The following is a 22,197-nucleotide window of genomic DNA, read 5'->3' on the forward strand; positions in this document are numbered from 1 at the left end:
GGTTTAATGGACGCCGCCGCCATGGCTGCCAAGGTTGGCCGGCGCTTCGTCTTCCATGTCAGCCAGGCCTTGCAGGATGCCGCAATCCTTGGCAGCTTGCGTTTTCTGGCATTGCTTGCGCAACTGTTTGAGCTGGGTCTGCAATGCCTTCAATTCGCTGATGCGGTCGGCGACATGCTCGATATGGTGGTCCAGCAAGCTGTTGACTTCGGCGCAATTGTCTTCCGGCAAATCTCGAAACTGCAATAACCTGCGTACTTCGTCCAGCGTCATGTCCAGCGAACGGCAATGGCGGATGAACTGCAGGCGCTCGATATGCGCCTGTCCGTACAAGCGGTAATTGTTTTGCGAGCGCGTCGCCAGGGGCAGCAGGCCTTCGCGTTCGTAGTAGCGAATGGTTTCCACCGGACAGCCGGCGTGGCTGGCCAGCTCTCCGATTTTGAGTGTAATTGCGCTCATGGCAGCTCTTTCCGGGTTATTTCGAGATAAATCCTTGACCTTATAGTAGCTACAGGGTTTTAAATATGCAAGGAGTAATCAATTGCATCCTCAAAACCCGAATCAAGGAGTACGCCATGAGCCATTGCGAAGATAACCATCGCGACCATCACGATCACCAGCATGAGCATGGTCATAGGCACGATCATAAGCATGACCATCAGCACCAGCATGCGCAGGCAGACGCGGGCGCGTCCGCCGCCGGCCGCGCGCCGCCGCTTGCAGGAGCAGAACAGGCGGTGTTCCTGATCCAGAATATGGATTGTCCCACTGAAGAAAAGCTGATCCGCGACAGGTTCAAGAGCATGGCCGGCATCGAAGCCATGCAATTCAACCTGATCCAGCGCGAACTGACGGTCCAGCATCGCCTGGCTTCGGTGGACGCCATCGTTGCTGCCTTGAAGGCGCTGGACATGGAGCCGGCGCTCAAATCGGATACCCTGACCGGCGCCGTCGACCTGGCCGCCGGCGACGACGGCGCTTCCAAGATATCCCGCAGGAAGTGGTTGCTGATGGCGCTTTCCGGCATCACCGCGATAGGCGCCGAGGTGGTGGTCTGGAGCGGCGGCCAGGACAGCTCATGGCTGGTGATCGGCCTGGCGCTGGTGGCGATCCTGAGCGGCGGCCTGGATACCTTGAAAAAGGGCTGGATTGCCTTGCGCAATTTTTCCCTCAACATGAATTTCCTGATGTCGCTGGCAGTGATAGGCGCCGCCATCATCGGCCAATGGCCGGAAGCGGCGGTGGTGATCTTCCTGTTCGCGCTGGCGGAAATGATCGAAGCCTTGTCGCTGGACCGGGCCCGCAATGCAATCAAAGGGCTGATGGCGATGGCGCCGGACCTGGCGACGGTGCAAGGCGCCGACGGCGAGTGGCGCGAGATTGCTACCGGAGAGGTGGCATTGGCGGCGCTGATCCGCGTCAAGCCGGGTGCGCGCGTGCCGCTGGATGGCCAGGTGACCGAAGGCCAGACTACCATCAACCAGGGGCCATTACCGGCGAGAGCATGCCTGTGGAAAAACAGGCCGGCGACCAGGTGTTTGCCGGCACCATCAACGAGCGCGGTTCCTTTGTCTATCGGGTGACGGCGCTGCAAGCCAATTCGACCTTGGCGCGCATCATCAAGAGCGTGCAGCAGGCGCAGGGCGAGCGCGCGCCGACCCAGCGTTTCGTCGATCAGTTTGCACGCTATTACATCCCTGTAGTGGTGCTGGCTGCGTTGCTGGTTGCCACCTTGCCGCCGCTGCTGCTGGGCGCGGCGTTCTATCCGTGGCTATACAAGGCCTTGGTGCTGCTGGTAATCGCCTGTCCTTGCGCGCTGGTGATTTCGACGCCGGTGACAGTGGTGAGCGGGCTGGCGGCAGCGGCCCGGAGCGGCGTGCTGGTCAAGGGCGGGGTGTACCTGGAGATGGGGCGCAAGATCAAGGCGTTGGCGCTGGACAAGACTGGCACGCTGACCTTGGGCAGGCCGCGCGTCACCGACGTGCAGCTGGTGCAGCCGACGGCCGATGATGGCCTGCTGCTGCAGCTGCAACGCCAGGCCGCGAGCCTGGCCAGCCGTTCCGACCATCCGGTATCGGGTGCGGTAGCGGCGCACTGGCAAACCTTGGCCAATGGCGGAAACCTGTTTGAAGTCGGCGCATTTGAGGCGTTGACAGGGCGCGGCGTACAGGGCAGCATCGACGGCCAGCAATTCTATCTCGGCAATCATCGCCTGGTGCATGAGATGGATATCTGCAGCCCTGAACTGGAAGCGCGCCTGTCGGCGCTGGAGAGCGCGGGCAAGACTACGGTGGTGCTATGTTCGGCGAGCCAACCTTTGCTGATCCTGGCGGTGGCCGATACGGTGCGCGACATCGCAGTCGAAGCGGTCGCCAGGCTGCACGCGATCGGGGTCGAGGCAGTCATGCTGACCGGCGACAATGCGCATACCGCGCAAGCCATCGCAACCCAGGTCGGCATCAGCGACGCCCGCGGCGACCAGCTGCCGCAAGACAAGCGCGACGCCATCAACGACTTGCGCGCGCGTTACGGCTACGTCGGCATGGTGGGCGACGGCATCAACGATGCGCCGGCGCTGGCGCAAGCCGATATCGGATTTGCCATGGGAGCGGCGGGCAGCGACACGGCGCTGGAAACGGCCGATGTGGCGCTGATGGATGACGACCTGCGCAAGATTGCGGATTTCATCCGCTTAAGCAAAAAGACGCACACGGTGCTGATGCAAAACATCACTTTGGCTTTGAGCATCAAGGCCATTTTCCTGGTGCTGGCGCTGAGCGGCGAAGCCACCCTGTGGATGGCGGTGTTCGCGGATATGGGAGCGAGCCTGCTGGTAGTGTTTAACGGCTTGAGATTGCTGCGGGCATAACGCCGACTACGGATTCTCGGCGGATTCCGATGACTTCGCCAGCCACTCTTTGCCTCTCAGCATCAGCTTCCAGTAAACCCAGGGCAGCACGGTGGTCTTCAGCAACCAGGCGCTGCGCCGGGCGACGGTCGGGTCGAGCCGGAAGGTCGGCAGCAGCTTGCCGCCATAACCGAACTCGGCCAGTATCACTTTGCCCTTTTCGACCGTCAGCGGGCAAGCGCCATACCCGTCGTAACGTGCGTCCAGCGCTTTGCCGGCGCAGGAGGCGAGCAGGTTGCTTGCCACCACTACGGCCTGTTTGCGGATTGCCGCGACGGTCTTGGCGTTAGCGGTCGAGCACACATCTCCCAGTGCGAACACATTGCGGTAACGGACGTGCCGCAGCGAAGCAGGATCGACTTCGCACCAGCCATCGACATTGGCTAGCGGACTGTTGCGTACTGCATCCGGGGCAACCTGCGGCGGCACCGCGTGCAGCATGTCAAACGATTTTTGCTGGCGGCTGCTGCTGCCGGCATTGTCCTTGACGTCGAACCACGCCAGCCGGTTTGGACCGTCGACCTTGACCAGATTCGATTCAAGCACCAGGCGCGCCTGGTATTTTTTGACATAGCGCATCAGCGGCGGCACGAATGCGGCGACGCCGAACAGTGCAGTGCCGGCGCTGTTGAATTCGACCTCTATCTGCTTCAGCACGCCTCTGCGCAGCCAGTAGTCGCACGAGAGGTACATGGCTTTTTGCGGCGCGCCGGCACATTTTATCGGCATGGCCGGTTGCGAAAACAGTGCCTTGCCGTGTTTTAATTGTGATACCAGTTGCCAGGTATAAGGGGCCAGGTCGTGGCGGTAATTCGAGGTCACGCCGTTTTTACCCAAAGTCTGTTCCAGGCCCTCTATCTTCTCCCATGCAAGCCGCAAGCCGGGCAGACGATCAGTTGCTGGTAGGCGATCAGGCAGCCGTTGTCGAGCCGGATGCGGTTATGGTCAGGCAAGAATTCAGACACTGCCTGCGGGATCCACTGCGCAGCACTAGGTATCAGCGACGCCATCGGCCGTACGGTTTTTTTGCTGTCGAAAATGCCGCGCCCGACCAGCGTCCAGGCCGGCTGGTAATAATGCTGGCTGCTGGGGTCGACGATGGCGATCTGGGCGTTCGGAGCGCGCTTGAGCAAGCTGCTCGCAACCGTGATGCCGGCGGAACCGCCGCCGACGATCACGATTTCATACTGCTTGAGTTTGTCGTTCCCGGCGCCGGCTGCCTGGATCGGCGTATCGATCAGGTTCGCCAGCCGGAAAATGTTGGTCGAGCGGTTGCCGGTGCGGCAAAAGGCCAGGACCGGGGCCGGCATGTCGGCCAGCAGCAGGCGCAGCGCTGTGCCGTGTTCTTTGCTGAGATGGGTGGCGTCGGCGGGCAGGTAGCTGAAGGCAAGGCCAAGCGCTTCGCAAGCCGCGGCCAGTTCCTTGCTGCCGACGTGGTGGCCGCCGTCTTCGCCGTCAGGGCGATTGCAGATCACCGATTTGTAGCCGGCGGCCAGGATGATGGGCAAGTCTTCCAGTCCGATTTGGCTGGCAGTTGAAAACAGGTCGTTATGCTTGAAGAGATTAAAGTTCATAGGTGCTGATTCCATCATGATGGGCGGGTGGCACTACTTACTTGGGTTTGTTTGAACCTGCTTGAATCTGCTTGTTTGCGACCAAAACCTGGCGAGCGGGCGCGGCTTGCCGGGCGAGGGTGGCGGCCTGTTAAAGTTGGCAACGCGGGAAGGCGCGGATAATGTTGCTTTGCCGGCGCCAGGGTGGACTGACGGAAGTCAGGGATTGACCTTGGTTTACCAATTCTGTTAACAATGTGCGGTCAGGGCTCGCGGCCGCGCTATATCTTGTTTTGCTCCAGTGAAATTATCTGTTCAATCCAGGCATTGCTGCTTGCCTGCTACTTGTTTGATTGTTAATAATATAAGATGGATTAGGCATTTGTCAATGTTGTATATGTTTATATATAGTTACGTATTGTTAAGTTGAGGATGAATATAGATGGCAAGTCCACAAATAGAAGTCATTTTTGATGAGAACACCGCGACGTTTACTTATGTGGTTTATGCCGCGGCAGGCAACGAGTGCGCGATTATCGATTCGGTGCTCGATTACGATCCGGTCGCCGGCCGCACGTCGACCGTCGCGGCTGACCGGGTGATCGAATTCGTGCACAGCAAGAGCCTGAAGGTGCAATGGCTGCTGGAAACCCACGCCCACGCCGATCACATTTCGGCGGCGCCTTACCTGCGCCGGCGCTTGGGCGGCGCAATCGCCATCGGCGACCAGATCCGGGTAGTGCAGGGGGTATTCAAGAAAATCTTCAACCTGCAATCGGAATTTTTACTGGACGGCGCCCAGTTCGATCATTTGTTCGCGCCGGACGAGCTTTTCCATATCGGCAGCCTGCCTGCGCAAGCGCTGCATGTCCCGGGCCATACGCCGGCCGACATGGCTTACCTGGTGGGGCAGGACGTGGCGTTTGTCGGCGACACGCTGTTCATGCCGGACCTCGGCACTGCGCGCTGCGATTTTCCCGGCGGCAGCGCCAGCGCCTTGTATCGGTCGGCAGGCAAGCTGCTCAGCTTGCCGCCATCGACCCGGCTGTTCGTCTGCCACGATTATCCGCCAGACGGCCGGCGCCCGGCCTGCGAGTCGACAGTCGCCGAGCAGCATGCAAAAAACATCCATGTGCGCGACGGCATCAGCGAAAGCGAATTCATCGCCATGCGCAACCAGCGCGACGCCACGCTGGTCTTGCCGACCCTGATGCTACCCTCGATCCAGCTCAACATCTGCGCCGGCGTATTGCCGGCGGCGGAAGAGAATGGCGTGAGTTACCTGAAGATCCCTCTGAACGTTGCTTTGTAAAGCTGAAGGGTCTTAAAAAGACGATCCGGGCTGCTGCAGGAATTCCAGTTCTGCAGGCGTCGATTGCCGTTGCAGGATCTGGTTGCGGTGCGGGAACCGGCCAAAGCGCGCGATGATGTCGCGATGCCGGATGGCGAACGACAGGTAGCCGGCAAAACATTCCTTCTGGCTGGCCGCAACTTGCGCTACCAGTGCTGCGCCAAGCGTCACTGCCTGCTCCTGGTCTTGCAGCAGTTCCGAATGCGTCAGGGGCAAGTGCAGGAAGATGCGTTCGATCGGGCGCAGCGCTGCATAAAAATCGGCTTGCAGGCCCTTGCGGCAAAAGCCGCGCGCCAGCGTATCGAAGGCAAATGAACGTGGCGTATTGCGGTACATGTTGCGGGGGAACTGATCGGTCAGCAGGACCAGGGCAACTACGCCTTGCGGTGTATTTTCCCAGTCTGCCAGCTGGTTGTTCTCGGCGGCCAGCAAGGTCGTTTCAAAGCGCTGCCTGATCTGCAGATCGACATCAGGATTTTTGCCCCACCACAGGCCAGCTTGCCGGTTGGCGGCGGTGACGTCGTCCTGACTGTCGCCAAACCAGAATTCCCTGATCGCCTGGATATTTTCCATCCGGTAGTCAGCCGGCGCTGCGCCGAGGCAGCACGTAGATAAGCAGATCGCCGATGGTGACTTTCTGGCCAGCCTGGATCTTGCAGGTCTTGCGCAGTTCGATCTTGCCGTCGACGGCAACCACGCCGCTGGCGACCAGCGCCTTGCCGGCGCCGCCGCTGTCGCACACGCCGGTCAGCTTGAGCAGTTGATTGAGTTCGACATAGTCGCTGTTGAGGCGTAGTTCCAGTTGTTGCATAGCATTCCGATGAAGATGAATAAATATCAGGTGTTGGCGGTGCGGCTCAACGCCAGTTGCGCCTGGTCCAGCCAGACGTGCAGGTTGTCCAGCAAATCCTGCTGGCTGAACGAGCAGCTTTCCTCTGTGAACAGGTTGCTTGCTTCCAGCCGTCCGAGAAAATTTTCCGCGACTTCCGCAAAACGCGGCGGCAGCGCCGACAGCAGCGCGGTTTGCGCGCGCCAGGCCTGGCACAGGGTTGCCACGGTGCTGCTCTTGTTCTGCAATGCGCTCAAGGCTTCGCGCAAGTGTTGAATCGTGTCCTGGTGTTGCATGATGTAATTTTTAATGCGTCAGCCCGGCCAGCACGAACAAACCGATCGCGGACAGGAATGCAATAGTCCACACGGCTGAACGCAGGCTGGGACGGTCAGTCAGGTACAAGACAGTGTAGACGACGCGGGCGACGATAAATAATACCGCCAGCAGATTCAGCATGTTTTGCGGCGCATGCACTTGCTGCGCAATGATCACGCCGGCGGCAAAAAACGGGAAGGCCTCGAAATGATTGCGGTGGGCATAATCGGCGCGGCGCCGCAGTCCCGACTGTTGCTCCAGCCAGGCGCGCGGTTCAGAGTTGTCAAAGTCAGGGCGGCCGCGCTTGGCGAAGACGACCGTAAACAGCGGCATCAATCCGGCAATCAGTACGCACCAGTAGGCAATCGTCATGGAATTTTCTTGGTCCGGTTATAAGGTGGCACGCTGCCGCTAAAGCGTTTTGACTTCAAACGTATTGCAGGATTTGACTTCGCCGCTGCTGACGCCCTGCTTGAACCAGCGTACCCGCTGCGCCGAAGTGCCGTGGGTGAACGAATCGGGCACCACATATCCCTGCTCCTGTTTTTGCAGGGCATCGTCGCCGATCGCGGTGGCCGCGTTCAGGGCGCCTTCGACATCGCCTTGCTCCAGGATGCTGCGCGCCTGGTTGGCGTGGAAGGCCCAGACGCCGGCCAGGCAGTCGGCTTGCAATTCCAGCCGCACCGACATGGCGTTTGCCTGTGCTTTCGACATCTGGCGTTCGGCGCTGTTGACCTTGTCCATGATGCCCATCAGGTTTTGCACATGGTGTCCGACTTCATGGGCGATCACGTAAGCCTGGGCAAATTCGCCGGAGACATGGAAGCGCTGCTGCATCAATTGATAAAAGCTGAGGTCGATGTATACCTTGCGGTCGCCGGGGCAATAGAAAGGGCCGGACGCGGTCTGGCCGGTGCCGCAGGCAGTTTGCGTGGCGCCGGAAAACAGCACCAGGGTCGGCGCCGGATAGGTCTTGCCGTTGGCGCGGAAAATCTGGGTCCAGACGTCTTCGGTATCGGCCAGCACGGTGCGCACGAACTTGGTCTGGCGGTCTTCGGCCGCCGGCGCGGCGCGGTTGGGGCCGGGGGCTTGCTGCGATTGCGGCTGGCTGACCGGTCCGCCGCTGAGCAGGCTCAGTACGGTGCTCGGGCTGATGCCGAAGAAATACGAAGCCACCAGGGCAATCGCAATAGTGCCGAGGCCGATGGAGCGGCCGCCGCCGAAACCGCCGCCGCCGCCGTCGCTGCGGCGGTCTTCGACGTTGTCACTTTCCCGATTGCCTTCCCATTTCATGGCTGCTTCCCCTGTTGACTTTAGTAAGCAATTCTAACGGAATGGCTACGGATATAGACGCAAAACTACTGTGAGATATTGTAAAAAATCTACTTGAAGTCCCACTTCATCTGCTCGGCAATCGGGATGTGTTTTGCCGATTCGACGCAGAGCGCAATGTAATCGGTAAACAGCGGGGCAGGGCGGATCCCTTCGGTCAGCAGGTTTTGATTATCAAATACATAATTCAGGCCGGCGAAAGCGCCATACAGCTTGAGTGCGCGCAACAGCAGGCGGTCATTGCATTCGGGTACGCATTCACGCATGCGCGGCAACAGCGTGGCGATGGCGTCCGGCGTGATCTGCTTGTAAGTGGCGCCAATCGGTTCGATGCCGCGCGCCGCCGCCAGCGCCAGGTCGATTTCCCGGAACGATACGCTGGAGCCGAGGCCGGCCGAGATATGGAAAACGTTATGCGTCAGCGTCTCTTTCTGGGCCAGGTCGATGATGGCCTGGGCGCACCAGTCGACCGGCACCACATCGACTTTTTCGTCGAGTGAGGTAGTCAGTGCTCCCAGCAACTGCCAGACCATGAAGACCCAGAAAATGCTTTGCGACGGCGCGCAGCCCAGTACCGTATGGCCGACAATGATCGATGGCCTGACATACACTACCGGCAGGTCAGGATAAGTGTCGCGCAATTTCTTTTCGCCCATTGCCTTGGAGCGGGTATAGGCCACCAGATGTTCATCGCCGAGCGGGAGGTCGATCCGTTCTTTCACCACGGCATTGATGCCGGCGCCTTCGCCGCAAGCCATGGCGGTGCCGATATACATGAAGCGCTTCAAGGCCGGCCGCCGGTGCATCAGCTTGCCGAGCGCCAAAGTGCCGTCGACATTGATTGTTTCGAGCAAAGGGTGGTTCGAGAAAGTCGCCAGGGCGGCTGAATGGATCACCACCGATACCTGGTCCAGGCGCGGGTCGCCGCTGACCTTGTCGAGTTCGGACAAGTCGCAGCAGAGGATTTGCTCGACGCTGATTTGCGCAACGTCGGCCGCGCTCGCGCCCAGCAACTGCAGATTTTCGATAACCCTGGCGTGCGCTGCGGCCGGAGTTTCCGCCCTTGCCAGCAGCAGCAGGTTCTTGCCTAGGCCACGATGAATTGCCTCCACTGCATTGGCGCCACCTAAAAAGCCGGTTGCACCGGTCATCAACATTAAATTATTCATGAAAGGCGTGTGCTCTTGTAACTTATCTTATATGGGTTGATGGCTGCTTGCAGGCTTGGGCTGGCGACGAGGTGTCCATGACGGCGAGGAGTTGTTGGTTGTTATATTCGGCGGCCCGGTTTTTTGTAGTTTTTTCTCATATGGCGCGCAGGTTTACAAGCAACGTAACGCGCGATTGTATAGTAAGGTTGACAAACGGATACAAAGATTTACAAAGGCTTTCATATTACGAATATGACATCGCTTATTTATTGCTAAATATTTACATAAAATAATTTTTGTATAACATTTAAATTTGCTTTTCGTGAACTTTCCTTGGCAAAAAAGTGACCAAAGGTTAAAGAATTAACGGGTCGCCGGGCCATTTTTCAGGCAAGGCCTTTGCCTGCGCTGTCCGTTCCACATAAAGTCCTGCCCCTGTCTTCATGATTGCGAGCGCGTCTGCCTCGGTTGTGGCCGAGACGCGTGGCACGATGAACCGCCAAATTGGGAGTCAACATGTTCTATTGGATCGCAGCGTTGCTGGTCGGCGCTATGGCATTAATGCAGTTGCGCGTGAGCGCCTGGATCTGGCTGCTTGCCATTCTGCTCTGGATAGGGGGCGGTTTCCGTTTTGCCGGGATTGGCGCGTTGGCTGCAATACTGCTGTCGCTGCTGCTGGTGATACCGACCCTGATCGTGGCTGTCAAGCCGCTGCGTTACGCCTTGCTCAGCCGCCCGATACTGAAAATATTCCAGCGTATCCTGCCGCGCATGTCGCAAACCGAGCGCGACGCCATCGAAGCCGGCACCACCTGGTGGGACGCCGAGCTGTTTTCCGGCAAACCGGCTTGGGACAAGCTGCTGCAGCTGCCGGCGCCGCAGCTGACGATTGAAGAGCAGGATTTTTTCGACAACGAAGTCGAACAGTTGTGCGGCCTGGTCAGCGACTGGGAAAGCACTGAGGTCTGGCAGGACCTGTCGCCGCATGCCTGGCAGTTCGTCAAGGAAAAAGGGTTTCTCGGCATGATCATTCCCAAGCGGTATGGCGGCAAGGAATTCTCTGCCTACATGCACTCGCAGGTGATCATGAAGTTATCGTCGCACTGTTCGGCCGCGGCGATTTCGGTGATGGTGCCGAACTCGCTGGGCCCGGCCGAACTGCTGCTGCAATACGGTACCGAAGTGCAAAAGGATTATTTCCTGCCGCGGCTGGCTGCCGGCGAGGAGATCCCCTGTTTTGCCTTGACCAGTCCTTACGCCGGCTCCGATGCGGCAGCCATCCCGGATATCGGGGTGGTGTGCACGGGCAGTTACGACGGCCAGGAAATGCTGGGTTTCCGCATTACCTGGGACAAGCGCTACATCACGCTGGGGCCGGTGGCGACGGTGCTGGGCCTGGCGTTCCGGATGCACGATCCGGACCATTTGCTGGCGGCCGAGGGGTCAACTGATCGATCGACCGACCTCGGCATCACCTGCGCGCTGATCCCTACCAACCATCCCGGCGTGGTGACCGGCCGCCGCCATTGGCCCTTGAATGCAGTGTTCCAGAACGGCCCGACTTCCGGCAAGGATGTTTTCATCCCGCTGGACTGGGTGATCGGCGGCCGCGACATGATCGGCAAGGGCTGGCGCATGCTGATGGAATGCCTGGCCGCTGGCCGGGCGATCTCCCTGCCGTCGTCGACGGTCGGTTTTTCCAAGCTGGCGGTGCGCGGCACCAGTGCTTACGTAGCGATGCGCCACCAGTTCAAGATCCCGATCGGCAAGTTCGAAGGCATACATGAGATGCTGGCGCGCATGGGCGGCAACTTGTACCTGATGGATGCGGTGCGGCGGCTGTCGGCGCTGGCGGTGGATGCAGGCGAAAAACCTTCCGTGATTTCCGCCATCTCGAAATACCATGTGACCGAGCGCGGCCGGGTGCTGGTCAATGCCGGCATGGATGTGCTGGGAGGCAAGGGTATTTGCATGGGGCCGAACAATTTCCTGGCGCGCAGCTACCAGCAGATGCCGATCGCGATTACGGTGGAAGGCGCGAATATCCTGACGCGCTGCCTGATCATTTTCGGCCAGGGTGCAATCCGCTGCCATCCCTATGTGCTGAAGGAAATGGCAGCTGCCGGCCAGGGACAGGATGAAGACAAGGCCCTGGCCGATTTCGACCAGGCATTCTTTGCGCATGTCAGTTTTGTGTTCGCCAATTTTTCACGGACCTTGCTGGCCGGACTGTCCAGCGGCAGCCTGCCAGCCGCGCCGAGCGCGGCGCCGCAGGAGCTGCGGCATTTCTACCGCGCGGTCAACCGCATGTCGGCCGCCTTCGCGCTGCTGAGCGACATGTCGATGTTTGTCATCGGCGGTTCGCTGAAATTCCGTGAGCGGATTTCCGGCCGGCTGGGCGACATCCTGTCGCAGCTGTACCTGGTGTCCAGCGTCCTCAAGCGCTACGAGGACGACGGCCGGCCGCAGGAAGATTTACCCTATGTGCATTGGGCGATACAGGATTCCCTGCACCAGGCGCAGGAAGCTTACCTGGGCGTGCTGGAGAATTTCCCGAACCGTGTGCTGGCAGTCCTGCTGCGTTTCGTCGCCTTTCCTTTCGGGCGACCTTACCAGCTGCCATCGGATGCGCTGGACAGCACGGTAGCCCGGATCATGCAAACCGACGGCGGCAGCCGCGACCGCCTGACCGCCGGCATGCACATGCCGAGCGCGGAACAATCGCCGCATGCCTTCGGCGAGCTGGCGTTCCAGTTGATCCCGCAGGTGAATGCAATTGAAGCGCGGCTCAAGCCGGCGATCCAGGCCGGCACGCTGCCGCCTCTGCCGCAGAGCTTGATCGAGATGCAGTACTGGGTAGCCGCAGCGGCGGCCAGCGGCGACATCACGGAAGCCGAGCAGCAGGTCTTGCACGATTTTGCGCGTTACGGCGATATCAGCGTGCAGGTGGACGATTTTCCGCAGGATTTCAACTTGCTGCAATCGGCGCAAAAACGCGCGCAGTCTTGAGCCGCAACCATGGAATTTGCAACAAGTAAGAGAGAAACCAATGACTACCCTAGTGCAACCGGGCCTGAAACTGCGGCCTCTGGAGCGTAACGATCTGCACTTTGTGCATCAGCTAGACAATAACAGCCACATCATGCGTTATTGGTTCGAAGAGCCATACGAAGCTTATGTCGAACTGGTGCAGCTGTATGACCAGCATGTCCATGACCAAAGCGAACGGCGCTTCATCCTGGAAAGCGACAACGGCGAAATGGTGGGGCTGGTGGAGCTGGTCGAGATTACCCATATCCACCGGCGCGCGGAATTCCAGATCATCGTTGCCCCTGGCGCCCAGGGCAAGGGTTACGCCGAGCGCGCCACCCGGCTGGCGATTGAATATGCCTTCTGCGTGCTCAACCTGTACAAGCTCTACCTGTATGTCGACAAGGAAAACCACAAGGCCATCCATATTTACCAGAAGTGCGGGTTCGAGCTGGAAAGCGAACTGAAAAGCGAGTTTTTCATCAATGGCGTGTATCGCGACGCCATCCGCATGTGCATGTTCCAGCCCGAATACCTGGTCAAACGCGGGCGCTGAAGATTTCTCAAGATGCGCCCTGAGGCATCAAAATCTCCTTGACTTAGCAATTTCTAAGATATATCTTAGTATTTCATTCAATGAGATAAGGAAGAAACATGTTTGGACATAGAGGAGGCTGCGACCGCGGCCGTATGCATCAGGGCCACGAAAGGCAACATCGTGGCGGCGGTCTGTTTGAACGCGGCGGGCGGCGCGAAGGCGGGCGCGGCGGAAGGATGTTTGAGCAGGGCAGTCTGCGCCTGGTCATTCTCAAGCTGTTGCAAGAAAAGCCACGCCATGGCTACGAAGTCATCAAGGCGATCGAAGAACTGGTCGGGGGCGATTACAGTCCGAGCCCGGGGGTGATTTATCCGACTCTGACATTGCTGGAAGAATTGGGTTACACGGCTATCGAAGCGGAAACCGGCGGCAAGAAACTGTATCGCATCACAGCGGAAGGCAGCGCGTTCCTGGCTGAAAACAGCGAAGCCCTGGCCCTGGCGCTGCAACGCCTGGAAACTGCACAGCGCGCATCGGGCAGTTCGGCGCCGGAGCTGCGGCGAGCAATCCAGAATTTCCGGATGGCATTGCATACAAGGCTGGAAAAGGGCGAACTCAGCCAGGATCAGATCCACGCCATCGTCGACGCCATCGACCTGGCAGCTGTGAAGATCGAACGTATCTGAAACAAGCCGTGATCGCCGCAACAGGCGACAGCAAGTCGTTTGAAAAGAAGAAGGAGCAGCCATGCGTGAACACCGTTACCGCATCACCCTGGAGCATCTGGCAACGCCAAAACAAGGCGAGCCGACCCATGCCGCCATCAGTTTTGAAACCGGCAACCACGACGATCTGTTCACGATCGTCGACAAGGTGCGCAGCAAAAGCCAGTTTGACGCTGACACTGCGGCCTCGCTGGCGCTGGGTTTGAAGTTGTTCACTGAAGTGATGCTGAAAAATCGCAGCAACCCGCTGTTCGCGGACATCAGCCAGCCCATGCGTGATTTTATCCAGAAGCTGAAAGCGCAGCCGCAGGTAACAGAAGCAGAGAATTGACAAGAGGCCCGAGCGGGACGCCGCCCGGGAGATGACGATACGCGGGGCCAGGATAATTTTCGTGCAAGTGAAAATTATCCTGGCCCCGCTTTGTATGCATAGCCCTGGCGGAACAAGCCAGCGGCAAATGTTTATTCGCGCGCCGGCGCGATCATCTCTGCATAGTCATACAGGGCGCCGAGGATTTCTTCACCGCGCTCGTCGGCCGTTTCCGACAGATTGTCTATCTCTTCAAACAGCATGTCGACCGTGCGCGCCTTGCCTTCGCCGTCGAACAGGCGAGCGGCGCGGTGTTCCTCCCAGCGCTGCTGGTCTTCTGCCGCCAGGGTTTCAGGAAAATTGCGGGCGCGGTAGCGGAATGCCAGTTCTTCCAGGCGCTGGTCGTCAAAACTGACGCGGGCTGCCGCCAGTTTTTGCGGCGGCATGGCGCGCAGTTCATTCAGTTTGCGGCGGTCGTTGTTGCCGACGAAACCGCCGTACAAGTCTTCATCGACATCGCTCGCCGCTTCTTCGGGGCGCTGGAATACCTGGCGCCACAAGCCGCTGAGGTCGGGGGCTTGCGCTGCAATTTCCGCATGGCGCAGCGCCAGCGGAATATCCGTGCCCCAGCGCGCGGCCATGTCGGCGGAGAGGGTTTGCAGCTTGTTGATCACCATCGGCGATTTGTTCAGGTGCACCGATTTCAAGGGCAGGCGCGTTACGCCTTCGGGCAGGTCGGCGGTCTTGCTGAACAGCCGGGTGCGCACGGTATCGGCATCCAGGGAAAACAGTTCGCTGGGATCGAACGCCAGGTCCCAGGCCAGTATTTCATTCTTGTTGGTGGGATGCACGCCGAGCGGCCACATGACCGCCAGGCAGCCATGCTCGGCCGGAAACATGCCGGAAATATGCAGGAATGGCCGCGGCGTCGGCAAACCGATTTCAGCGCCGGCGCGATCTTTCTTGTGCAAAGCGAGGCAGAAATCGAACAGTCGCGGCTGCTGCTGCCGGATCAGCCTTGCCAGGCCGATGGTGGCCCGCACGTCTGACAGCGCATCATGCGCGGCTTCATGGCTGAGGCCGTTGGCGGCGGTCAGGTGTTCCAGGCGAAAACTCGGCCGGCCCTCATCGTTGAGCGGCCACTGGATGCCCTCCGGGCGCAGGGCATAGGCGGTGCGCACCACGTCCAGGATATCCCAGCGGCCGCATTGGTTCTGCCATTCGCGCGCATAGGGATCGATCAGGTTGCGCCAGAACAGGAAGCGGGTGACCTCGTCATCGAAGCGGATCGTGTTGTAACCGACGCCTATGGTGCCGGGTTCGGAAAACGCTTTTTCGATCTGCGCCGCGAACTGGTGCTCGGGGACCCCACGTTCCAGGCACAGCTGCGGCGTGATGCCGGTGATCAGGCAGGATTGCGGATCCGGCAAAAAATCATTTGCTGGTTGGCAATACAACATGATCGGCTCGCCGATCTCGTTCAGTTCGGCATCCGTGCGGATCGCCGCAAATTGTGCCGGGCGGTCGCGCCGCGGTTGGACGCCGAAAGTTTCGTAGTCGTGCCAGAGGAAGGTATGTGTGGACATTGAGGCTCAGGTGCGTGCTTAGGTGCGTAATTAAGTGCTTAACAACAGCAGGAGGTGCAGCAGTTTACAGTCATCTTTCCAAGCCTGTATAGCAGTTTTACAACGCTTTAGGCCAAATCGTAAGTCAGGTTCAAACGGGGCTTTAGCCCCTTAAATTCACAAAACTGATAACAGCTATTGGCAATCGAAATTGGATAATTGATGGGGAAACGCTATTCTGATTGTGCGACGCAACAATTGGCTTGCGGTGAACGCAAAACGAAAGAGGAATACATCATGTCTACAATGACCATCAGCAACAGTTCCAGCATTTCCCGTCCAGCCGCTTCGGTGCAAACCGCCGGCGTCCTGACCAGCATCGCCGCTTTTTTCAAGCGTGTCGGCAATGCCTACGAGCGTTCGGAAGCAGCACGCAAGGAAGCTTACCTGGCAGAAGCCGTCGACCTGTACGACCTGGAATACCGCATGCAGCGCCTGGACCGTGAAAGCGCCCAGACTGCAGCATGGATCAAGGGTTTCTAAGCATCACGTCGGGTATTACGGCAGCTGAATGCCGGCAGCAAGCTGCAAGTGTTTGCAGCAAAAAGTAGTTTCAGTATCGAGCAGCAGTTCGCTGCAGCAGTTCGTCTATATCGCTGCGTAGCAGTCGGGCATCCCGCCGGCATTGGCCGTCAGAACGGGTTGCCCTGCTGCTCACACAGCGCATGTCTTGTCACATATCTCGGCTACAAATTCAGTTCGATTCCGTCAACAGCGTGAAATGCTCGACGGTTGGCGCCACTGCAAAAAACGGCCCGACCAGCGCGCGCCATTCGGCAAATGCCGGCGATTCGCGAAAATCCACAGTATGGTTTTCCAGCGTTTGCCAGGAAATCGTCAGCACATAACGTTCCGGCGACTCAATTCCCTTGTGTATCTTGAAACCGGCAAATCCCTTGGCTTTGCTGATGACTTGTTCGATTCCGCGCTGGATGGCGGCGTCGAATTCCTGTTGTTTACTTGGCTGGATGCGGATATCGGCTAATTCGAGAATCATGGTGTTTCCATCTTGATTGGTTGGCGGAACGGGAATTGTCGCATTTTTAGACAAAACAGGCGGCAATCAACCTTTGTGGATTCCTCGCTCATTGACTATGCTGAATGTATACACAGTCACAGGAGGCCATCATGTTGGGTAGACAACGACTTTATTTCATGTTGCCGGACGTTTCCAGTGCACGCAGCACGCTTGATGAATTACTGCTGGCCAGGGTGGGGATTCGGAACATTCACTTCTGGGCTGCCGACGGCAAACTGCCGGCGGATATGCCGGAGGCCAATGTGCTTCATAAAACCGACCTTGCCAACGGTGCTGAGATCGGTCTGCTGGCAGGCGGCTTGATAGGTTTGTTGCTGGGCATGTGGCTGGTGTATTTTCCACCCGAATGGGTGCACCTGAACTGGCTGGCGCTGGTAGCGCTGACGCTGGCCGGCGCGGTGCTCGGCAGCTGGATGTCGGGCATGGCGGCAGCGGCGCTGCCCAACTCCCGCCTGAAAGCGTTCCATGCCGGGATCGACGAGGGCAAGATACTGCTGCTGGTCGATGTGCCTTTCAAACGGGTGCCGGTGATAGAGGAGCTGATTGAAAAGCGTCACCCGGAAGCTGCTTTCTCTGGAGTCGAAAAGCATCTTCCTGTCTTCCCGTAATTGCATCGGACTAGCGACAAAAAAACACCGGCCATCGTGCCGGTGTTTTTTTGCGGCGTTTTATGTGAATCTTTATGTAAACCGCAATACATTTCTTCCTCGCCGCGATTGTTATTTTGCGGCGGGCTTCGTACACTAGCTTCCGGTAAAAAAACAAAACAACAATCAGAGAGGAAATTCATGGCGGCTTCTTATTTTCCCAAATGGCGCCTGCGCGCCAGCACCGCGGACGGGCAGGGCCAGGTCATCGCAGCCGACGAGCGTTTGCCGTGGCCGCAGACTTTTGCCATGGGAGTGCAGCACGTTGTGGCGATGTTCGGTTCGACCGTGCTGGCGCCGCTGCTCATGGGTTTCGATCCGAACCTGGCGATTTTCATGTCGGGCATCGGCACCTTGCTGTTCTTTGTGCTGGTCGGCGGCCGGGTGCCGAGTTATCTCGGCTCCAGCTTTTCGTTCATCGGCCTGGTCATCGCTGTCAGCGCTTACGGCGGCCACGGCCTTAATCCGAATCTCGGCGTGGCGCTGGGGGGCATTATTGCCTGCGGCGTGCTGTACGCGCTGATCGGCCTGCTGGTGATGGCGATCGGCACACGCTGGATCGAAACCTTGATGCCGCCGGTGGTCACCGGCGCGGTGGTGGCGGTGATCGGCTTGAACCTGGCGCCGATTGCGGTCAAGGGCGTCAGCGGCAACAATTTCGATGCCTGGATGGCGCTGGGGACGGTGTTGTGCGTAGGCGGCGTCGCCGTGTTTGCGCGCGGCATGTTGCAGCGCCTGCTGATCCTGGTCGGACTGATGCTGGCCTATGTGATTTACGCCGTGCTGACCAACGGCGCCGGCCTCGGCAAGCCGATTGACTTTGCGATTGTCGCCAACGCCGCATGGTTCGGCATGCCGCATTTCTCGGCGCCGGTATTCAAGGCCGACGCCATGGCTTTGCTGGCGCCGATCGCCATCATCCTGGTGGCGGAAAACCTCGGCCATATCAAGGCGGTGGCCGCCATGACCGGGCAGAACCTGGATAAATACATGGGGCGCGCCTTTGTCGGCGACGGCCTGGCGACAATCGCATCGGGCAGCGTCGGCGGCACCGGCGTCACCACTTACGCCGAGAATATCGGCGTGATGGCTGTCACCAAGATCTATTCTACGCTGGTGTTTGTGGTCGCTGCCTGCCTGGCGATCATCCTGGGCTTTTCACCGAAATTCGGCGCCGTGATCCAGACCATTCCTGGCGCGGTGCTGGGCGGCGTATCGATCGTGGTGTTCGGCCTGATCGCCGTCTCGGGTGCACGCATCTGGGTCGAGAACAAGGTGGACTTTTCCGACAACCGCAACCTGATCGTGGCGGCAGTGACCCTGGTGCTGGGGGCTGGCGACTTTACCCTGAAGCTTGGGCAATTCTCGCTGGGTGGCATCGGTACCGCGACTTTTGGTGCGATCATCTTGCACGCTCTGCTGCGGCAGAGGAAAGCTTAAGGTAGATTATTAGTTCGTCAGGCAACCAGAATTTCATGGCAGCGTGGGGCCGTTCAGTCAACAACAGCGCGGCCCCGCCTGCGTTTACACTAGATTTCCGCCGACGCCAGTGCGGTGAAATTCTGGATTCTTACCGCGCCGTCAGGAAACCAGGCGATGATTTCCAGTTCGCCGCCCATTGCTTCAATATGAGCGCGCAGCGAGGAAATATACATATCGGCGCGGCGTTCAAGTTTGGCAATTGCCGGTTGTTCGACATGCAGCACTTCGGCCAAGGCCTTTTGCGACAGGCCTCGAGCGCGCCGCAACTCATGCAATGGCATTTCCTCGAGCAAAGCGTGGAATTTGGCATTCGCGCGCGCGCGCGAGGCCGGCGACATCTTGGCCTCCAGTTCAGAGAATTTCTTGGTCATCTGAGGGTCCTTCCTTTCGTAATGCAGCTAAATGTTCGTCATATAGGCGATCTGCAAGCGGCACATGTATGTCATACCAGCGCCGGTTGCCGGTTTTGTCGCCTCCTAACAGCAAGATCGCGCAGCGACGCGGATCAAAAGCGAACAAGGTGCGATAGGGGCGACCCGCGTGCTGAGTGCGCAGCTCTCGCATGTGTGAATGCTTGGAGCCATGCACTCCACTTGTGTAAGGGAAGCGCAAATCCGGTCCCAGTAGTTGTAGCAATTCAACACTCGCATGGACTGACTCTTGTTCATCCTCAGTTAAGGATTGCCACCAGTTGTCGAATTCGTCGGTATATTCAATTTCCCATTCCATTCAAGTATTCCATAAAAGGTATATTCCATCAACGGAATATACGATGTCTTTTGACGACCCAAAGAAAAACGACCCGCCACATGTGTGAGCGGGTCGTTTAGTCTAATCAGCAAGCCAAGTAGCCGGACAGCAGGAAAATCTTAAAAGTTCGTCTCTGATTTCAGGTTTGCCCGGCGATCTTTGTCGTGGCTGCGGCAACAACCGCGGGTTTGAGTTCCGCCTGCAGACTTTTCATCAGGCACACCATATATAGCACCAGCACCATCGAGAACGGCAACGACGCCAGCACGATCGTGGTTTGAATCGCGCTGATGTTATCCGCAAACATCAGGCCGACCGTTACCGCCATGATCAGCGCCGACCAGAAAATCCGCAGCCAGTGCGGCGCATCGGCATCGTTGTCGCTATCACTGCGGTTGCTGCGCACCGACAGGTTGGCCAGCATCACGGCGCCCGAGTCGGCCGGCGTCAGGAACAGCACGAAGCCGACGAAAATCGCCACGCCTGACATGGCCGTGCCGAACGGGTAGTGCGCCAGCAGCTTGTACATGGTCATGGCTGGCTGTTCCAGCGCGGTACGGCTCAGTTCTGCAGCGCCATGGTTGATCAACAGATCCAGGGCGCTGTTGCCGAACACCGAAAGCCATACCAGGGTGAACGCCAGCGGCAGCAGCAATACGCCGGTCACCACTTCGCGAATGGTGCGGCCGCGCGAGATGCGGGCAATGAACAGGCCGACGAATGGCGCCCAGGAAATCCACCAGGCCCAGTAGAACAGGGTCCACTTGCCGAGCCAGTCGCTGGGACGGTCATAGGCATACAGGTCAAAAGTCTTGCCGACGAAATTGCTGACATAGTCGCCGAGATTCTGGATCAGGGCATTCAGCAGGTGCAGCGTCGGTCCCATCGACAAGGTAAAGATCAGCAGGCTGGCAAACAGCACTACGTTCAGATTCGACAGGCGGCGGATCCCGGTCTCGATGCCTGAGATTGCCGCCAGCGTCGCCACTATCGTCATCACGATGATTACTGCCAGCAGCGTGCTGTGGCTGTTCTGCAGGCCGAACAGATGTTCCAGGCCGGCGCTGATCTGCAGCGAACCGATGCCGAGGTTGCTGACCAGGCCCAGCACGGTCACCACGATGCCGAAACAATCCACGGCGTGGCCGGCCGCGCCGTGGACGCGTTCGCCGAGCAGCGGATAGAGGGCGGTGCGCAAAGCCAACGGTTGCTTGTGGCGATAGGCAAAGTAGCCCAGCGCAACGGCGATCAGGGCATAGATGGCCCAGCCGTGCAGGCCCCAGTGCAGGAAGGTCAGCGTCATCGCCTGGCTGGCCGCCGCCGGCGTTGCCGCTGCGCCTTGCGGCGGATACAGGTAATGCGTCAAGGGTTCGGAGGCGCCGAAGTACAGCAGGGAAATGCCGATGCCGGAGGAGAACAGCATGCCGGCCCAGGCGCCGTAACTGAAGGCTGGCTGTTCGTCGTCAGCTCCCAGTTTTATTTTGCCGTAAGGCGATATCGCCAGCCAGATGATGAAGCCGAGGTAAGCAGCCACTACCAGCATGTAGTACCAGCCGAAACTGTTGGCCAGGGTCACTTGTGCGCTCGACAGCCAGGCGGTGGATGCCTGCGGGAAAGCGATGATGACGATGGTGAAGGCGATGATCAGCAGCGCTGACGAGAAAAAGACCGGGCGGTTGAGCCTGGTCGCGTTCGCCGGCTGGGCTGCGATGGCGGCAGAGGCGCTCATTTGATCTGCCCGCAGTGCACTGGGATAGCTGAATGGCTTGACTGTCTCATTATTTCTACACGTGTTTGATGTTGCATTTAAATAAACCTCATTCCGATTCTATTGCCGGGTTCTGACTTGATGTTGTTCTTAAAAAGAAAACATTTATTGCTGCCGAGAGCCTAAACTTAAATTGATTGAACGTCCAATCAATTTAAATTATACTGATTTCACGCAGCGGATGGGTAGACCGCTTTCCGCGAACGCAATGGGAGAGTGAGTTGAGGAAAAGAAACGAGATGCTGCCATTGCGCCGCAAGCAGCTGATCCAGGCCACGCTGGAAGTGATCGACCGGGTCGGCCTGGCAGACGCCACGATTGCCCTGATCGCCCGGCAGGCGGGTTTGTCGACCGGCATCATCAGCCACTATTTCGGCGATAAAAGCGGTTTGCTGGAAGCCACCATGCGTCAGATCCTGCACGACCTGAGCGCGGATACCCGGCGGCGGCGCGACGAGCTTGGAGAAGGCAGTGCCGCCGCCCACCTGCGCGCCATTGTCGACGCCAATTTCAACGACAGCCAGGTCAGCGGCCCGGTCATGAAAACCTGGCTGGCGTTCTGGTCTTCCAGCATGCACCAGGAATCGCTGCGCAGATTGCAGCATGTGAATGACCAGCGCCTGCGTTCCAACCTGTGCTGCCAGTTCCTGCGTGAACTGCCGCTGGCACAGGCACGCCAGGCCGCACGCGGACTGGCCGCCATGATCGATGGCTTATGGCTGCGCGGCTCCCTCGCCGGCACGGCTTTCGATGCCGATGCGGCTCGCCGGCTGGCTTACGAATACCTGGATTACCAACTGGCAAAGAACAGCGGCCCAAAAGACGCGGCCTGATCTTTGAT

21 protein-coding genes and 2 pseudogenes are annotated in these 22,197 nt (G+C 58.7%); 10 read left to right on the forward strand and 13 right to left on the reverse strand.

Annotated elements, in window-relative coordinates; genetic code table 11:
- Nucleotides 1-3: 3 nt before the first annotated feature.
- Nucleotides 4-459, reverse strand: a complete 456-nt coding sequence (gene cadR, locus CFter6_RS06660) for a Cd(II)/Pb(II)-responsive transcriptional regulator (RefSeq protein WP_061539264.1) — start codon at nucleotides 457-459, stop codon at nucleotides 4-6.
- A gap of 116 nt (nucleotides 460-575) precedes the next feature.
- On the opposite strand from cadR, the pseudogene CFter6_RS06665 reads away from it, so the two are divergent.
- Nucleotides 576-2,869 (forward strand): annotated as a pseudogene (locus CFter6_RS06665) (heavy metal translocating P-type ATPase).
- Nucleotides 2,870-2,875: 6 nt separating this feature from the next.
- Here the strand turns inward: CFter6_RS06665 and CFter6_RS06670 are convergent.
- Nucleotides 2,876-4,497 (reverse strand): annotated as a pseudogene (locus tag CFter6_RS06670) (bifunctional protein tyrosine phosphatase family protein/NAD(P)/FAD-dependent oxidoreductase).
- A 406-nt stretch (nucleotides 4,498-4,903) separates the two neighbouring features.
- Between CFter6_RS06670 and CFter6_RS06675 the strand changes: the two are divergent.
- On the forward strand, nucleotides 4,904-5,773 hold the full coding sequence (locus CFter6_RS06675) for an MBL fold metallo-hydrolase (protein ID WP_061539265.1): 870 nt from the start codon (nucleotides 4,904-4,906) through the stop codon (nucleotides 5,771-5,773).
- A gap of 12 nt (nucleotides 5,774-5,785) precedes the next feature.
- On the opposite strand, the gene CFter6_RS06680 is transcribed toward CFter6_RS06675, so the two are convergent.
- From CFter6_RS06680 to CFter6_RS06705, 6 genes are all read right to left on the reverse strand, one after another.
- Nucleotides 5,786-6,385, reverse strand: coding sequence for a DUF924 family protein (locus CFter6_RS06680; RefSeq protein WP_061539266.1), 600 nt, complete (start codon nucleotides 6,383-6,385; stop codon nucleotides 5,786-5,788).
- 7 nt (nucleotides 6,386-6,392) lie between these two features.
- Nucleotides 6,393-6,623, reverse strand: coding sequence for an RNA-binding S4 domain-containing protein (locus tag CFter6_RS06685; protein WP_061539267.1), 231 nt, complete (start codon nucleotides 6,621-6,623; stop codon nucleotides 6,393-6,395).
- A gap of 26 nt (nucleotides 6,624-6,649) precedes the next feature.
- On the reverse strand, nucleotides 6,650-6,937 hold the full coding sequence (locus tag CFter6_RS06690) for a hypothetical protein (protein WP_061539268.1): 288 nt from the start codon (nucleotides 6,935-6,937) through the stop codon (nucleotides 6,650-6,652).
- Nucleotides 6,938-6,947: 10 nt separating this feature from the next.
- Nucleotides 6,948-7,331 carry an MAPEG family protein gene (locus tag CFter6_RS06695; protein ID WP_061539269.1) on the reverse strand — a complete coding sequence of 128 codons (384 nt, stop codon included), beginning with the start codon at nucleotides 7,329-7,331 and terminating at the stop codon, nucleotides 6,948-6,950.
- 39 nt (nucleotides 7,332-7,370) lie between these two features.
- A complete protein-coding gene (gene ypfJ / locus CFter6_RS06700; RefSeq protein ID WP_061539270.1) occupies nucleotides 7,371-8,252 on the reverse strand; it encodes a KPN_02809 family neutral zinc metallopeptidase in 882 nt (293 codons plus the stop codon).
- Nucleotides 8,253-8,341: 89 nt separating this feature from the next.
- On the reverse strand, nucleotides 8,342-9,460 hold the full coding sequence (locus CFter6_RS06705; protein WP_082814640.1) for an SDR family oxidoreductase: 1,119 nt from the start codon (nucleotides 9,458-9,460) through the stop codon (nucleotides 8,342-8,344).
- A 498-nt stretch (nucleotides 9,461-9,958) separates the two neighbouring features.
- Between CFter6_RS06705 and CFter6_RS06710 the strand changes: the two genes are divergently transcribed.
- The 4 genes from CFter6_RS06710 (at nucleotide 9,959) to CFter6_RS06725 (ending at nucleotide 14,066) form a co-directional block, all read left to right on the forward strand.
- The gene (locus CFter6_RS06710; protein ID WP_061539272.1) at nucleotides 9,959-12,451 is read left to right on the forward strand and encodes an acyl-CoA dehydrogenase; all 2,493 of its coding nucleotides are present in this window, start codon (nucleotides 9,959-9,961) and stop codon (nucleotides 12,449-12,451) included.
- 40 nt (nucleotides 12,452-12,491) lie between these two features.
- Nucleotides 12,492-13,028, forward strand: a complete 537-nt coding sequence (speG, locus tag CFter6_RS06715) for a spermidine N1-acetyltransferase (protein ID WP_061539273.1) — start codon at nucleotides 12,492-12,494, stop codon at nucleotides 13,026-13,028.
- Between the two features lie 98 nt (nucleotides 13,029-13,126).
- Nucleotides 13,127-13,696 (forward strand): PadR family transcriptional regulator, encoded by a 570-nt coding sequence (locus CFter6_RS06720; RefSeq protein WP_061539274.1) that lies wholly within the window; start codon nucleotides 13,127-13,129, stop codon nucleotides 13,694-13,696.
- Nucleotides 13,697-13,757: 61 nt separating this feature from the next.
- Entirely contained in the window at nucleotides 13,758-14,066 is a 309-nt protein-coding gene (locus tag CFter6_RS06725) for a DUF3861 domain-containing protein (protein ID WP_061539275.1), read from the forward strand.
- Nucleotides 14,067-14,197: 131 nt separating this feature from the next.
- Here the strand turns inward: CFter6_RS06725 and sbcB are convergent, their stop codons facing one another.
- Nucleotides 14,198-15,631, reverse strand: a complete 1,434-nt coding sequence (gene sbcB / locus CFter6_RS06730) for an exodeoxyribonuclease I (protein WP_061539276.1) — start codon at nucleotides 15,629-15,631, stop codon at nucleotides 14,198-14,200.
- A gap of 285 nt (nucleotides 15,632-15,916) precedes the next feature.
- Between sbcB and CFter6_RS26685 the strand changes: the two genes are divergently transcribed.
- Nucleotides 15,917-16,153, forward strand: a complete 237-nt coding sequence (locus CFter6_RS26685) for a DUF3563 family protein (protein WP_061539277.1) — start codon at nucleotides 15,917-15,919, stop codon at nucleotides 16,151-16,153.
- Nucleotides 16,154-16,364: 211 nt separating this feature from the next.
- Here the strand turns inward: CFter6_RS26685 and CFter6_RS06740 are convergent, their stop codons facing one another.
- Nucleotides 16,365-16,667 carry an antibiotic biosynthesis monooxygenase family protein gene (locus tag CFter6_RS06740; protein WP_061539278.1) on the reverse strand — a complete coding sequence of 101 codons (303 nt, stop codon included), beginning with the start codon at nucleotides 16,665-16,667 and terminating at the stop codon, nucleotides 16,365-16,367.
- A gap of 131 nt (nucleotides 16,668-16,798) precedes the next feature.
- Between CFter6_RS06740 and CFter6_RS06745 the strand changes: the two genes are divergently transcribed.
- The gene (locus CFter6_RS06745; protein WP_236904562.1) at nucleotides 16,799-17,317 is read left to right on the forward strand and encodes a DUF1269 domain-containing protein; all 519 of its coding nucleotides are present in this window, start codon (nucleotides 16,799-16,801) and stop codon (nucleotides 17,315-17,317) included.
- 180 nt (nucleotides 17,318-17,497) lie between these two features.
- Complete coding sequence (locus CFter6_RS06750; protein WP_061539280.1) at nucleotides 17,498-18,796, forward strand: solute carrier family 23 protein; 1,299 nt, start codon at nucleotides 17,498-17,500, stop codon at nucleotides 18,794-18,796.
- Between the two features lie 89 nt (nucleotides 18,797-18,885).
- Here the strand turns inward: CFter6_RS06750 and CFter6_RS06755 are convergent, their stop codons facing one another.
- From CFter6_RS06755 to CFter6_RS06760, 3 genes are all read right to left on the reverse strand, one after another.
- Complete coding sequence (locus CFter6_RS06755) at nucleotides 18,886-19,209, reverse strand: XRE family transcriptional regulator (RefSeq protein WP_061539281.1); 324 nt, start codon at nucleotides 19,207-19,209, stop codon at nucleotides 18,886-18,888.
- Nucleotides 19,190-19,567, reverse strand: a complete 378-nt coding sequence (locus tag CFter6_RS24945) for a type II toxin-antitoxin system RelE/ParE family toxin (protein ID WP_082814642.1) — start codon at nucleotides 19,565-19,567, stop codon at nucleotides 19,190-19,192. Before CFter6_RS24945 ends, CFter6_RS06755 begins: the two co-directional genes overlap by 20 nt.
- A gap of 160 nt (nucleotides 19,568-19,727) precedes the next feature.
- The gene (locus CFter6_RS06760) at nucleotides 19,728-21,317 is read right to left on the reverse strand and encodes a BCCT family transporter (protein WP_061539282.1); all 1,590 of its coding nucleotides are present in this window, start codon (nucleotides 21,315-21,317) and stop codon (nucleotides 19,728-19,730) included.
- A gap of 278 nt (nucleotides 21,318-21,595) precedes the next feature.
- Here CFter6_RS06760 and betI point away from each other — a divergent pair, with 278 nt between their 5' ends.
- Nucleotides 21,596-22,189: a transcriptional regulator BetI gene (gene betI, locus CFter6_RS06765; protein WP_061539283.1), complete on the forward strand. Its 594-nt coding sequence runs from the start codon at nucleotides 21,596-21,598 to the stop codon at nucleotides 22,187-22,189.
- The last annotated feature ends 8 nt before the right edge of the window (nucleotides 22,190-22,197 follow it).

The sequence above is a fragment of the Collimonas fungivorans genome, assembly GCF_001584145.1.
Classification (GTDB): Bacteria; Pseudomonadota; Gammaproteobacteria; order Burkholderiales; family Burkholderiaceae_D; genus Collimonas; species Collimonas fungivorans.

Coding starts and splice junctions, on each gene's coding strand:
- CFter6_RS06760 (WP_061539282.1), bottom strand. CDS start 21,317: ATGAGCGCCTCTGCCGCCATCGCAGCCCAGCCGGCGAACGCGACCAGG.
- CFter6_RS06705 (WP_082814640.1), bottom strand. CDS start 9,460: ATGAATAATTTAATGTTGATGACCGGTGCAACCGGCTTTTTAGGTGGC.
- CFter6_RS06740 (WP_061539278.1), bottom strand. CDS start 16,667: ATGATTCTCGAATTAGCCGATATCCGCATCCAGCCAAGTAAACAACAG.
- CFter6_RS06675 (WP_061539265.1), top strand. CDS start 4,904: ATGGCAAGTCCACAAATAGAAGTCATTTTTGATGAGAACACCGCGACG.
- CFter6_RS06710 (WP_061539272.1), top strand. CDS start 9,959: ATGTTCTATTGGATCGCAGCGTTGCTGGTCGGCGCTATGGCATTAATG.
- CFter6_RS24945 (WP_082814642.1), bottom strand. CDS start 19,567: ATGGAATGGGAAATTGAATATACCGACGAATTCGACAACTGGTGGCAA.
- CFter6_RS06720 (WP_061539274.1), top strand. CDS start 13,127: ATGTTTGGACATAGAGGAGGCTGCGACCGCGGCCGTATGCATCAGGGC.
- CFter6_RS06725 (WP_061539275.1), top strand. CDS start 13,758: ATGCGTGAACACCGTTACCGCATCACCCTGGAGCATCTGGCAACGCCA.
- CFter6_RS26685 (WP_061539277.1), top strand. CDS start 15,917: ATGACCATCAGCAACAGTTCCAGCATTTCCCGTCCAGCCGCTTCGGTG.
- speG (WP_061539273.1), top strand. CDS start 12,492: ATGACTACCCTAGTGCAACCGGGCCTGAAACTGCGGCCTCTGGAGCGT.
- CFter6_RS06750 (WP_061539280.1), top strand. CDS start 17,498: ATGGCGGCTTCTTATTTTCCCAAATGGCGCCTGCGCGCCAGCACCGCG.
- sbcB (WP_061539276.1), bottom strand. CDS start 15,631: ATGTCCACACATACCTTCCTCTGGCACGACTACGAAACTTTCGGCGTC.
- CFter6_RS06690 (WP_061539268.1), bottom strand. CDS start 6,937: ATGCAACACCAGGACACGATTCAACACTTGCGCGAAGCCTTGAGCGCA.
- CFter6_RS06680 (WP_061539266.1), bottom strand. CDS start 6,385: ATGGAAAATATCCAGGCGATCAGGGAATTCTGGTTTGGCGACAGTCAG.
- betI (WP_061539283.1), top strand. CDS start 21,596: ATGCTGCCATTGCGCCGCAAGCAGCTGATCCAGGCCACGCTGGAAGTG.
- CFter6_RS06745 (WP_236904562.1), top strand. CDS start 16,799: ATGTTGGGTAGACAACGACTTTATTTCATGTTGCCGGACGTTTCCAGT.
- CFter6_RS06685 (WP_061539267.1), bottom strand. CDS start 6,623: ATGCAACAACTGGAACTACGCCTCAACAGCGACTATGTCGAACTCAAT.
- cadR (WP_061539264.1), bottom strand. CDS start 459: ATGAGCGCAATTACACTCAAAATCGGAGAGCTGGCCAGCCACGCCGGC.
- ypfJ (WP_061539270.1), bottom strand. CDS start 8,252: ATGAAATGGGAAGGCAATCGGGAAAGTGACAACGTCGAAGACCGCCGC.
- CFter6_RS06695 (WP_061539269.1), bottom strand. CDS start 7,331: ATGACGATTGCCTACTGGTGCGTACTGATTGCCGGATTGATGCCGCTG.
- CFter6_RS06755 (WP_061539281.1), bottom strand. CDS start 19,209: ATGACCAAGAAATTCTCTGAACTGGAGGCCAAGATGTCGCCGGCCTCG.